The 12425-nt window shown below is 60.0% G+C and carries 12 protein-coding genes; 10 read left to right on the forward strand and 2 right to left on the reverse strand.

What is annotated here, in order from left to right:
• Positions 1-9 precede the first annotated feature (9 nt).
• The gene (locus ACST81_RS00595; protein WP_438750874.1) at positions 10-2157 is read left to right on the forward strand and encodes a GumC family protein; all 2148 of its coding nucleotides are present in this window, start codon (positions 10-12) and stop codon (positions 2155-2157) included.
• 285 nt (positions 2158-2442) lie between these two features.
• The gene (locus ACST81_RS00600) at positions 2443-3000 is read left to right on the forward strand and encodes a transglutaminase-like cysteine peptidase (RefSeq protein ID WP_438750875.1); all 558 of its coding nucleotides are present in this window, start codon (positions 2443-2445) and stop codon (positions 2998-3000) included.
• Between the two features lie 69 nt (positions 3001-3069).
• Here ACST81_RS00600 and ACST81_RS00605 read toward each other — a convergent pair whose 3' ends face one another.
• Positions 3070-4227 (reverse strand): fumarylacetoacetate hydrolase family protein, encoded by a 1158-nt coding sequence (locus tag ACST81_RS00605; RefSeq protein ID WP_438750876.1) that lies wholly within the window; start codon positions 4225-4227, stop codon positions 3070-3072.
• 255 nt (positions 4228-4482) lie between these two features.
• Here ACST81_RS00605 and ACST81_RS00610 point away from each other — a divergent pair, with 255 nt between their 5' ends.
• The 3 genes from ACST81_RS00610 (at position 4483) to ACST81_RS00620 (ending at position 7318) form a co-directional block, all read left to right on the forward strand.
• Positions 4483-5670, forward strand: a complete 1188-nt coding sequence (locus ACST81_RS00610) for a TMEM43 family protein (RefSeq protein ID WP_438750877.1) — start codon at positions 4483-4485, stop codon at positions 5668-5670.
• Positions 5671-5822: 152 nt separating this feature from the next.
• Positions 5823-6611, forward strand: coding sequence for a YdcF family protein (locus ACST81_RS00615; protein WP_438750878.1), 789 nt, complete (start codon positions 5823-5825; stop codon positions 6609-6611).
• A gap of 71 nt (positions 6612-6682) precedes the next feature.
• Complete coding sequence (locus tag ACST81_RS00620) at positions 6683-7318, forward strand: trimeric intracellular cation channel family protein (protein ID WP_438750879.1); 636 nt, start codon at positions 6683-6685, stop codon at positions 7316-7318.
• 15 nt (positions 7319-7333) lie between these two features.
• Here ACST81_RS00620 and irrA read toward each other — a convergent pair whose 3' ends face one another.
• Positions 7334-7753, reverse strand: a complete 420-nt coding sequence (gene irrA / locus ACST81_RS00625) for an iron response transcriptional regulator IrrA (protein ID WP_325462258.1) — start codon at positions 7751-7753, stop codon at positions 7334-7336.
• Between the two features lie 318 nt (positions 7754-8071).
• Between irrA and fabA the strand changes: the two genes are divergently transcribed.
• The 5 genes from fabA to ACST81_RS00650 all read left to right on the forward strand — a co-directional run bounded on the left by fabA (position 8072) and on the right by ACST81_RS00650 (position 12321).
• Positions 8072-8587 (forward strand): 3-hydroxyacyl-[acyl-carrier-protein] dehydratase FabA, encoded by a 516-nt coding sequence (gene fabA / locus ACST81_RS00630; protein ID WP_062582137.1) that lies wholly within the window; start codon positions 8072-8074, stop codon positions 8585-8587.
• Positions 8588-8634: 47 nt separating this feature from the next.
• On the forward strand, positions 8635-9858 hold the full coding sequence (gene fabB / locus ACST81_RS00635) for a beta-ketoacyl-ACP synthase I (RefSeq protein ID WP_062582135.1): 1224 nt from the start codon (positions 8635-8637) through the stop codon (positions 9856-9858).
• 4 nt (positions 9859-9862) lie between these two features.
• On the forward strand, positions 9863-10669 hold the full coding sequence (fabI, locus tag ACST81_RS00640) for an enoyl-ACP reductase FabI (RefSeq protein WP_113106346.1): 807 nt from the start codon (positions 9863-9865) through the stop codon (positions 10667-10669).
• A gap of 100 nt (positions 10670-10769) precedes the next feature.
• Entirely contained in the window at positions 10770-11996 is a 1227-nt protein-coding gene (locus ACST81_RS00645; RefSeq protein WP_438750880.1) for a S8 family peptidase, read from the forward strand.
• Between the two features lie 79 nt (positions 11997-12075).
• Positions 12076-12321: a hypothetical protein gene (locus tag ACST81_RS00650; protein WP_438750881.1), complete on the forward strand. Its 246-nt coding sequence runs from the start codon at positions 12076-12078 to the stop codon at positions 12319-12321.
• Positions 12322-12425: the final 104 nt, after the last annotated feature.

Consider the following 12425-nt stretch of genomic DNA (forward strand, 5'->3'; position numbering starts at 1 on the left):
TATGCACTAATGGATGAAATTGATCTCAAAAGCATTCTTGGATTGATCCGCCGGCAGCTTTGGTTGATTTTCTCCACTATCGCCACAATCTTGGTTGTCACTTTAATATTTACCTATTCCTTGACCCCAAGGTATACCGCCGAATCTCTTGTTTTCGTCGATACGAGCACCAAGAATCTGCTGAATTCCGGCAGCACGCTTGCCAATCCCAATGCCGATAATTTCCGCGTCGAGAGCGAAGTCGCGATTCTCAACTCCGACAGCGTGCTGCTCAATGTCGTCCGCGACAATGATCTTGTTTCCGATAGCGAATTCGGCATCAAGGTATCGATGAAGGACAGGATCCTGTCCCTGCTGCGAATTCCGCTGCCGGCGCCGCCCACCGGGGAACAGGCTCTCGCCAAGGTGCTCAATTCCTTCAAGTCGTCGGTCAAAGTCTCTCGCGAAGGACTGACCTATCTGATCGGGGTCGGTGTCACGTCCACCGATCCGGCCAAGGCCGCGAAACTCGCGAACTCGTTGAGCGAAGTCTACATCAAGGAACAGCTCAACGCGAAAGTCCAGTCGACCCTGACCAACCGCGACACGATCCAGAAGCAGGTCGAAGCGGCCGATGCGGCGATCGTCGCCAGCGAAAGCGAGTTCGATTCCTACATTACCAAGAATATCGAGCGCCTGGAAAAGCAGTCCAATGCCGTCGGCCTGACGAATCTCAAGGCCGAATTGCTCAAGATCAACAATGATCGCCTGGCCGAACTCGGCCGCGTCAATACCCTGCAGGCATCGTTGCAGGCGCAGGACTTCTCCGCTCTGGTGAGCGAACTCAGCTCGCAGGCCTTGGCTGAACTGCAGAGCCAGCGCGAGGACCTTGCCAGGCGGATCGCCTCGACAACGTCGGACAGTCCCGAAGCCATCAATCTACGCGCCGAACTGGCAAAGGTCGACACCTCGCTGGCAAGCGCCGCGACGCAGGAAGTCAACACCCTGCAGCAGACCGTTTCCGGCTACGCACAGCAGGCCGACGATGTCCGCCAGAAAATTCGTACCACCGTTCTGCAGAGCAATCTTCCGACGGAAGTGCTGACCAAGATTTTCAGCATCCAGAAATCGTCGGAAATCGCCCGCGAACAGTATCAGACACTTCTGTCGCGCCAGAAGGAGCTGGATTCTCAGGCCTCGCTGCAGCTGCCCGACAGCCGCGTCGTCTCGGCAGCACTTGTTCCGACATCACCGTCCTTCCCGAACAACAAGGTCATCCTTGGCCTGTCGCTGCTGGTCGCCATCGGCCTGGGTGTCGGACTGGCTGTCCTGCGTGAATATTTCATCGGCGGTTTCATCAGTGAAAACCAGATCGAAGCCGTCCTGAAGGTTCCGCTGTCGGCCATTGCGCCACGCCAGACCACCGGCGACGAGCATCACAAGCTCGCCAACCCCACATCCAGCCTCGCCGACCTGATGGTGACGGCCCCCCTGTCGCTGTTCAGCGAAAGTGTGCGCCGCCTGCGCCTGACGCTCGACCAGCAGGAACGCAAGCGCACGGTGCCGAAATCGCATGATCCGGACGAAGGCGCGATCATCATGGTTTCCTCGGCTCTTCCGAACGAGGGCAAGTCGACCATGGCGCTCTCCCTTGCCCGCGCCTATGCGCTGACCGGCAAGCGGACGCTGCTGATCGACTGCGATCTGCGCAAGCCGAGCGTCAACAAGCAGCTCAACCTCGAGCCCAACCATGACTTCATCGATTACCTGCGCCAGGACCGCAATTCCGCGACGCTGACTTCGCTGATCATGCGCGATCCGCTGTCGAACCTGACGGTGCTGCTCGGCGGTCGCCGCAGCGATATCGCCACGGACGAACTGGTGATGAGCGAGAAGATGGGACGGATCCTCTCCAGCGCCCGCAAGCATTTCGACTACGTCATTCTCGACACGCCACCGGTCGAGCCGGTTGTCGATGGTCTTTATCTGGCCCGTCATGCCGACATGATCGTCTTCGTCATCAAATGGGCGAGCACGCCGCAATCCAGCGCCAAGCGCGCCGTCGCGGCGCTCAAGGAAAACAAGAGCCCGGATGCCGGCATCGTCACCCTGCTCAACCAGCAGGACCGCGCCAAGATGTCCGGCAACTACAGCTATTCCGGTTACTACACCGAATAGCCTTGTCGGATACGAAGAACAGAGGGGGCCGCCGTGCCCCCTTTTTCATGTCCAAAACCGGCAAGGCGCTATGCCAGAAGGGCTGGCGCACAAAAATCCAATTCCCGTAAAATTGTATCTTTCCATTTAAGCGGGTCGAAAATCGCCCTGTGTATCGTGATGATACAGGTGGACGAAACGGATGCGCTCCGCTTCGCGGCATGATGCTCCCAACCTGATCCGAAATGAATTCGGTCAACAAGAAAAGGCCTTGGACAGAAGGCACGGACAACAGGGACACGGATCATGTTTAAAAAGGTCATCATCGCACTGGCGACCATCGCGGCGCTCGGCGTCACCAGCATCTCGACTGCCAACGCCATCAATCTCGGCTCGGCCCGCGGCGCCTACAAGGCGCATCGCCAGACCTCGGTCGCGCCGATCGCATTTTCGCTCTATTGCCTCGACCACATCGCGGAATGCACCAAGAGCGCCAAGTCGGAAGTTGCCTATACCTCGAAGACTCGCAACCTGCTCGCCTCGGTCAATCGTGCCGTCAACCGCAGCATCCGCCCGCTGAACGAGCGCCGCGATGTCTGGTCGCTCAACCCGGCCTATGGCGATTGCGATGATTACGTTATGACCAAGCGCAGCCGTCTGATTCGCGCCGGCATCCCGACCAGCGCGCTCCGTGTCGCGGTCGTCCGCACGCCGCGCGGCGAAGGCCATGCCATCCTGCTGGTCAAGACCTCCGCCGGCGAATTCGCCCTGGACAACCTGCGCAAGACGATCGTCAAGCGCAACCAGACCGGCTACCGCTTCGTGACGGTCGCATCGGCCGATCCGAGCCGTTGGTCGCGCTAAGCCATAAATCCAAGCACGGAATTAACGACCGGGGGAGCCAGTGGCTCCCCGCCTGCATTTCAGGAAAGGTCAGATCAGGCCGCGCGCGGCGAGATTGCGCATCAGTGCCGAGGGGCCGAACGTCCAGGGCGGGCATTCGGTCGACAGGCGCACGGTGTTGCTGAGCGAACCGAGCTGCGCATTGGCGATCGTCACGACATCGCCGATCTTGTGGGTGAACCCCTGCCCCGGCGCATCGCGATCCTCGACCGGCGCGAACAGCGTTCCCATGAACAGCATGAAGCCGTCGGGATATTGATGATGCCGGCCGATCGTCTGCGAGACGAGATCGAGCGGATCGCGGCTGATCTCGCGCATCGTGCTCGCACCTTTCAGCATGAAACCGTCCTGACCGCTGATCGTCAACGACAGATCGGCATTGCGCACGTCGTCGATCGAATAGGTCGCGTCGAACAGGCGGATGAACGGGCCGATGGACGAGGAGGCATTGTTGTCCTTCGCCTTGCCGAGCAGCAAGGCCGAGCGTCCCTCGACATCGCGCAGGTTGACGTCATTGCCGAGCGTCGCGCCCTTGACCCGTCCCTTGCTATCGACCGCCAGTACGATCTCCGGCTCCGGATTGTTCCATTTCGAAATCGGATGCAACCCGACCGACGCGCCCCAGCCGACCGAGGCGAGCACCTGGGCCTTGGAAAACACTTCCGCATCCGGGCCGATGCCGACCTCGAGATATTGCGACCAAACACCCTCTTCGATCAGTGCCGCCTTGACCTTTGCCGCCTCCGGGGAACCGGCTTTCAGGTCGCGCAGACTGTCACCGATAATGCCTGTCACCCGCTGGCGCATCTTTTCCGCCAACGCCGGATTGCCGGCGGCTTTCTCCTCGATGACCCGCTCGATCATCGAGCGGGCGAAGGTGACGCCACAGGCCTTGACCGCCTGCAGGTCGCAGGGCGCAAGCAGATGGACCGTCGACAGATCGCCTGCCGCCTCCACCGAGCCGGTCATCACCGCTTCCAACGTCTGCAGGCGCTCACCAGCCTGCGCCGACAGGAATCCGACGGGGTCGTCCAGCTCGAGGAGGTCGCGCATGGTCGGCACCTCTTTCGAGGTGATGTCGAACAGGTCGCCATCCCGCAGGACGACCAAAGCCGGGCCACCCACATCCGGCCGCCAGACGCGCCCCACGAAGGTTCCCGTCTCGAATGCTTTATTGCCTGCTTCCATGTTCGCCTCTCCCTAATCGAAATCGCTGCCGCAAGATAACTAGCGGCGGATTGCGAGCAAGATGTGAAAACGGAAAAGCAAGGGATAAGAGAAGAGAAAGAACACGTGAGGCAGTGCGGAACGCCCCAAAGAGTGTTCACCCGAAACGGCGACAGGTATATTTAATTTTGCTGATTTTCTGATAGCACCTGTATCAGCGAATAAGTGTGCCGGACCGGCCGTCAGGCGGGTGGGCATCAGCAGGGGGATAGGGGCATGAGCTTTACCGAAACAACAACGACCTCGTGGTTTTCACGCCTGAAGGGCGGTCTTGTCGGCTTGGTCTTTGGCCCTCTCCTCGTGCTGGGCATAATCTGGCTGCTCTCCTGGAACGAGGGCCGCTCGGTGCAGACCTATCGTGCGCTGGTCGAAGGCGCCGGTCTCGTTGTTTCCGTCGAAAACGGCAGTATCGATGCCGTCAATGAGGGCAAGCTCATCCATGTTTCAGGACCGGTGAAGCCGGATGGAACACCGGAGGATGCGACGCTCGGCGTTTCCGCGGAAGGGGCTGCCGGCCTCAGCCGCAAGGTCGAAATGTACCAGTGGGTGGAAGATTCGAGCAGCGAGACCAAGAAGACGCTCGGCGGCGGCGAGGAAACCGTCACAACCTACACCTACAAGAAGGAATGGCGGCCGAGGCGCGTGGATTCCTCCGATTTCAAGCAGCAGGACCAGCACCAGAACCCCGATATGCCGATCTTGGGTGATCGCTTCACGGTCGCAACCGCGACGCTGGGCGCCTTCACCGTCGATGGCGAGACCGTCGCCAATCTCGGCACCGCCAGCCCGGTCAAGCTGTCCCCGGATGTTGCCGAACGCGTCGCATCTGCACTCGGTTCGGAAAAGCCGGTCAAGGCCGACGGAACGACGCTCTATGTCGGCAATAGCCGCCAGAGCCCGTTGGTCGGCGACCTGCGCATCAGCTTCAGCCGTGCTGACATCGCCGAAGCCAGCTTCGTTGGCGTGCAGAGGAGTGCCAACATCGCCGCCTACAAGGCATCCAACGGCCGTGAAATCCTCCTGAGCGCCGCCGGTCGCGAAACGGCTGCGGAAATGTTCGACGCGGCGCAGAGCGAAAACACGCTGATCACCTGGCTCATCCGCTTCGGCGGCCTGTTCGGCATGTTCATCGGCTTCGTTATGCTCCTGTCGATCCTCGGCATTATCGCCGATGTCATTCCGTTCGTTGGCTCGATCGTCGGCTTTGGCACGACCATCATCGCCATCATCCTGACCTTGCTCATCGGGCCGCTGGTGATCGCGATCGCCTGGATCGCCTACCGGCCGGTGCTGGCCATTGCCATCATCGCCATCGGGGTGTTGCTGGCGGCCGGGGTGATCTACCTCAAGCGGAACAAGACGCCTGCGGTCCAGGCACAGCCGAACCTCGGCCGCCCGGCATAATGTGACGGAAGCGCGCTCGCAAGGGCGCGCTTCCTTCCTTTGATCGGCTCGTTGTGAACGGACTGCCCCCCTTTGCCACCCCGGCCTTTGACTGTTACGGTCGCCTTTCGGTTTCTTGTTCTCACTGCTGGAAGATTCGGTAACAGGACCTCATGTTTCTCGCGTCAAAACTGCTCTGGCTGCTGGCTCAGCCGCTGTCGCTGATCTTCATCCTTCTGATCGTCAGCTTCATCTTCGGTGCCTCCGGTTTCCAGAGGGTCTATGGCTTCCTGTCCGGGCTTGCCGCCACCCTGTTCTTCTTCACGCTTTTCACCAGCACCGGCGCGGTCATGCTGCAGGGGCTGGAAAACCGTATTGCAAGGCCAGCGAGCCTGCCCGCCGATCTCTCCTGCATCATCATTCTCGGCGGCGCTTTCGAGAACGAGGTCATCGCCACCCGTGGCGGGATCGAGTTCAACCAGGCTGCCGACCGGTTTGTCGAAGGCGTGAAACTCGCGCAGGCGCATCCGGCGGCGCGCATCCTCATCTCCGGCGGCGATGGCTCCTTCAGCGGTCAATATGACGGCGACGCGCAGACTTCGGTGGCCTTCTTCTCGACTTTCGGTGTTGCGCCCGACCGGCTGATCCGCGAGGACAAATCGCGCACCACCTTCGAGAACGCGACCAACACGAAAGAGTTGCTGGAGGAAAACGGGCTCTCGGATTGCGCTCTTGTCACATCGGCCTTCCACATGCCGCGATCCGTCGGCCTGTTTCGCAAGCTGGGCATCGCCGTTACACCTTGGCCGGTGGACTACCGCACCAGCGGCAAGCTTTTCCTTGGCCTCGATTTCAGCCAGCCATCGCTGAACGCGCAACTGACAACAACCGCGCTACGCGAATGGACGGGACTGATCAGCTATTATATCAGCGGCCGGACCCATGCGCTGTTTCCGCGATAGCCTCTCATCCTCGGCCGTTGACGCGGCGGCGCGGGTGTGGTCCTTCTCGGGCCTCTGGCGGAGGAGACAACATGCCGATCCTGGAAATTCTCGACTATGCCGGGGTAGCGGTCTTTGCAGCCACCGGCGCCTTGTCCGCCTCGCGCAAGCAACTCGACATCATCGGTTATATCTTCCTGGCCTCCATCACCGGCATCGGCGGCGGCACGTTGCGCGACGTCATCCTCGGCGCAACGCCGGTATTCTGGGTGGTCAATCCGATTTATTTGGTCGTCTGCGGTTGCGCCGGCCTGCTCGTCTTCTTCTCCGCCCATCTGATGGAATCGCGATACAGATATCTGCTCTGGCTGGATGCGATCGGGCTTGCCTCCTATAGCGTCATGGGCGCGGCCAAGGGGCTTGCGGCAACGGGATCACCGATCGTCGCGCTCGTCACCGGCATGCTGACGGCAACCTTCGGCGGCATCCTGCGCGATATGTTGGCGGGTGAGCCATCGGTGCTGTTGCGGCCGGAAATCTACGTGACCGCAGCCCTTGCCGGCGCCGGTGTCTTTACGGCCGCGACGTATTTCGCAGCACCCTTGCTCGTTGCCTCAACGCTCGGTGTCGTCACGGCCTTTGCCGTGCGCGGCGGGGCGCTGAAATACGGTTGGACATTGCCGACGGGAGACCCGAGGCCCGGCCGTCACCCCAACGATGTCATGTAAAGCTTGAAACGACTGTCAGCCGCGTTTGGGGCGCAGGCGGATGATCACGTCGACATGGGCGATTTCCATGCCTTCCGGCGGCTCCGGCAGATTGTCGATCGTCAGGCTGCTCACGGGAATGTCGAGGACTTCATTGTGGCCTTCGACAAAGAAATGATGGTGGTCGGATACGTTCGTATCGAAATAGGTCTTGGCACTTTCGACAGCCAGAACCCGGATCATGCCGGCTTCGGTGAACTGGTGCAGCGTGTTGTAGACCGTCGCGAGCGAGACCGGCACGCCGGCCGATACCGCTTCCTCGTGCAATTCCTCCACCGTCAAATGGCGATCGCCCTTGGCGAAGATCAGGTCGGCAAGCGCCATGCGCTGACGCGTCGGCCGAAGGCCGGAGCGGCGCAGGCGTTCTTCAGAACGAATCTCGATGGCAGTCGTCATGCGACGGATCCAGACTTTCAAGCTATTGCAGAATAGATTTCCAGTGCCGATATAACTTTTGCCGAGAATGCTTTCAATAGTAACCAGCCGGTTCCAGGCGGCCAAGCCATGAAAAACGGTCCGATTCCTGGGACAAAAGCCAATTATCACTGGCTGTTGCAGTCTCCATCATGTATGCGACGGCGGAAATAAACCTTGTGTTTGGTCAGACGTCAATACATGCAACGACCCTAATGCGCCATCCCGGCGCTTCAAATCGTGGCAATCTTGCTCTAAACCAAGACAACGAAAACAGTGTAGCGGGGAAACGACAGTTCCATGACCACCAGACAATCCAGCTTCAACTATGAAGAGATCCTGACCTGCGGTCGCGGCGAACTGTTTGGCCCGGGCAATGCCCAGCTCCCCCTTCCCCCGATGCTGATGGTTCATCGCATCACCGACATTTCCGAAACGGGCGGCGCCTTCGACAAGGGCTATATCCGTGCGGAATACGACGTGAAGCCGGACGACTGGTATTTCCCTTGCCACTTCCAGGGCAACCCGATCATGCCGGGCTGCCTCGGCCTCGACGGTATGTGGCAGTTGACAGGCTTCTTCCTCGGCTGGCTCGGCGAGCCCGGCCGTGGCATGGCGTTGTCCACCGGCGAAGTGAAGTTCAAGGGCATGGTCCGCCCCGAGACCAAACTTCTCGAATACGGTATCGACTTCAAGCGCGTCATGCGCGGACGCCTCGTGCTCGGCACGGCCGATGGCTGGCTGAAAGCTGACGGCGAGACCATTTACCAGGCAACCGACCTGCGCGTCGGCTTGTCGAAGGAAAAAACGGCCTGAACGACAGTTTGAAACTGCATTCAGAGACAAGAGAAGAGGTCATCGACATGAGACGGGTTGTTGTCACGGGTCTGGGTATTGTTTCCTCAATCGGAAATGACGCACAGGAAGTCACCGCCTCGCTGCGCGAGGCGAAGTCCGGCATCTCGTTTTCCAACGATTTTGCCGAACATGGCTTCAAGTGCCAGGTCTGGGGCGCTCCGAACATCGACACGACCGAGCTTGTCGATCGCCGCGCCGCACGTTTCCTGTCGCAGGGCGGCATGTGGAACCATGTCGCGATGAAGCAGGCGATCGCCGATTCCGGCCTTGAAGACAAGGATGTCGGCGGCAACGAGCGCACCGGCATCATCATGGGTTCGGGCGGCCCCTCGACCCGCACGCTGATCGACGCGGCCGAGATCACCATCAAGAACAACTCGCCCAAGCGCATCGGCCCGTTCGCCGTTCCGAAGGCGATGTCCTCGACAGCATCGGCGACGCTCGCCACCTGGTTCAAGATCCACGGCGTCAACTACTCCATCTCGTCGGCCTGCTCCACCTCGGCGCACTGCATCGGCAACGCCATGGAAATGATCCAGTGGGGCAAGCAGGACGTGATGTTCGCCGGCGGCCACGAAGACCTCGACTGGACCATGTCGAACCTGTTCGACGCCATGGGCGCCATGTCTTCCAAGTACAACGACACGCCCTCGACCGCCTCGCGCGCCTATGACGTGTCGCGTGACGGCTTCGTCATTGCCGGCGGCGCCGGCGTTCTGGTTCTGGAAGAGCTGGAACATGCCAAGGCGCGCGGCGCCAAGATCTACGCGGAAATCACCGGCTACGGCGCGACTTCCGACGGTTACGACATGGTTGCTCCGTCGGGCGAAGGCGCCATCCGCTGCATGCGCCAGGCACTCTCGACGGTGAAGGGCGAGGTTGATTACGTCAACACGCACGGCACCTCGACGCCGGTTGGCGATTCGAAGGAAATCGGCGCGATCCGCGAAGTCTTCGGCGACAAGATCCCGCACATTCAGTCGACCAAGTCGCTTACCGGCCACTCTCTGGGTGCTGCCGGCGTGCAGGAATCGATCTACTCGCTTCTGATGATGCAGGCCGGCTTCATCGGCGAAAGCGCCCACATCACCGAACTCGACCCGGAATTCGACGGCGTTCCGATCGTGCGCAAGCGTATCGACAACGCCACGATCAATACCGCGCTCTCCAACTCGTTCGGCTTCGGCGGCACCAACGCGACGCTCGTGTTCCAGCGCTACAACGGATAACACCATGACCGGTATCATGAACGGAAAGCGCGGCCTCATCATGGGGGTCGCCAACAGCCACTCGATCGCATGGGGCATCGCCCAGGCGGTTGCCGCGGAAGGCGCCGAGCTGGCATTCACCTACCAAGGCGAAGCACTCGGCAAGCGCGTCAAGCCGCTGGCGGCCGAAGTGAATTCCGACATCCTCCTGCCGTGCGACGTCGAGGATATCGCCTCTGTCGACGCGGTCATCGAGACGCTCAAGGAAAAATGGGGCAAGCTCGATTTCATCGTCCATGCCATCGGCTTTTCCGACAAGAACGAGCTGAAGGGCCTCTACGCTGACACGTCGCGTGACAATTTCAGCCGCACGATGGTCATTTCCTGCTTCTCCTTCACCGAGATCGCCAAGCGGGCGGCCGAACTGATGACGGACGGCGGCACGATGCTGACGCTGACCTATGGTGGCTCCGTTCGCGTCATGCCGAATTACAATGTCATGGGCGTCGCCAAGGCGGCACTCGAGGCTTCGGTTCGCTATTTGGCCGCCGATTACGGCCAGCGTGGCATCCGCGTCAACGCGATTTCGGCCGGTCCGATCCGCACGCTCGCCGGCGCCGGCATTTCCGATGCCCGCGCCATGCTGTCGTGGCAGCAGAAGAACTCGCCGATGCGCCGCACCGTGACGATCGAGGATGTCGGAAGCTCGGCCCTCTACCTGCTCTCCGGCCTGTCGCGCGGTGTCACCGGCGAAATCCACTATGTCGATTCCGGCTACAACATCACCTCCATGCCAGCACTCGATACGCTGCGCTCGGCGGATTCGGAATAAGCACGCAAGAGACGCAAAAGGTTGCATTTTACTTTGTGTTTGCATTTATAGGTTGAATGTGTGATTTTCCTGCCTCCATCCAAGGGGAGCATGGAAGAAGATGGTCGATTCACCGCGTGTAAGCCCAATTCTGGAAAATCAAAGACCAAGGCCAACAGGCGCCTTGATCGTGGCAATTCGGCGGGACGTCGATGCACGCGATGCGGTTCGATCGTTGCAAAATCAGACCCAGACGCGTGTCCTCACCAGTTCGCTTGCCGAGGCCCATCTTTCGGGCCTCGCGGCGGATGCGCCTGTGATCTTTCTCGAAGAGATCAACGTTGCCTTTATCCCGCAGCAGGTGAGAGCCGCCAATTCGACGATGATGCAGACGCTGTCCGCGGACGAGACCGTGGTTGAGGTGCGGCCGGAATTTTATCTGTTCAAGCAACAGGAGTTCACCGATACCAGCGATGCGACTTGGGGTGTCGCAGCGACCCGGGCACTCGAAAGTCCGTTCACCGGAAGGAACATCAAGCTTTGTATTCTTGATACCGGGATTGACCGGAACCACCCTGACTTTGTCAATCGCGCTATAGTCGACAGAAGCTTCGTCGAGGACGAGGATACCGACGATCTGCAGGGGCATGGCACCCACTGCGCGGGCACCGCCTGTGGTCATCCGGTGCGGGTGGGCGTGCCGCGCTACGGCGTCGCCCCCGATGCCAGTCTGTATGTCGGCAAAGTGCTGAACAATCGCGGTTTCGGCGCCGAAGGCGACATTCTTCGCGGCATGAGCTGGGCGATCGACAATCGTTGCGAGGTGATTTCGATGTCACTTGGCAGCACTGTGCGCGAGGGTGAAAAACCGAGTGTTCTATACGAAAGAATTGGACAACGCGCGCTCGATAATGGCTGCCTGATCATCGCCGCCGCAGGCAACGATAGCAATCGGTCCTTCGGCTTCATTGCCCCTGTCAGCTCGCCGGCCAATGCTTCGACAATCATGGCGGTCGGCGCCGTCGATCCCAATTTTGCCATGGCCTATTTTTCCTGTGGCGGCCTCAATGGCGATGGCGGGGAGATAGACCTCGTCGGTCCGGGCGTGGGTGTATTTTCAACATCGCCCGCGCCGCAGCTCTATCGAACGATGTCGGGCACAAGCATGGCGTGCCCGCATGCGGCTGGCATCGCGGCCCTGTGGGCAGAATCCGATCCCGCCTTGCGTGGAACCGAACTTTGGCGTGCGTTAAAGAAAAATGCACGTCCTCTGGCGCATCCTCCTCGTGATGTGGGAGTCGGTCTCCTCATAGCCCCGATGCAAGGCCTAGCGGCGAATATTGTTTGAAATCACGCCCGGCTGGCTTATATTCCAGGCACAACGTCGCGTTCGGCAGCGCGCTGCCGCGACAGAGAGGTTTAAGATCATGAGTAGCTTGCGTTATTCAATCGTCGTCGATAGCGGGCACATACCCGATACGAGCCGGATCGCGAACACCGCTGTTTCCAATGGCTTCGTCGTTGAAAACGTCGTACCCGAAATTGGCGCAATATTTGGCCGGGCTGAAAATGACAGCGTCGTTGCCAAGGTGCGCGGCATCGTGGGTGTGGAAGACATCCGTCCATCGCGCGACGTTCAGCTCGCCCCCTTCAAAGAGAGCGTTCCTCAATAATTGCGACGGCTACCCGCGTTGGCTCGGACATGTGATCAATGCGCGTTGCATTGACGTCCATTCAATCTGACCGAGAAGCTGGCTGGTTGCCCCTTCGATCCTGA

Origin of the sequence: Pararhizobium sp. O133 (assembly GCF_051669845.1) — a bacterium.
Taxonomy (GTDB): domain Bacteria; phylum Pseudomonadota; class Alphaproteobacteria; order Rhizobiales; family Rhizobiaceae; genus Pararhizobium.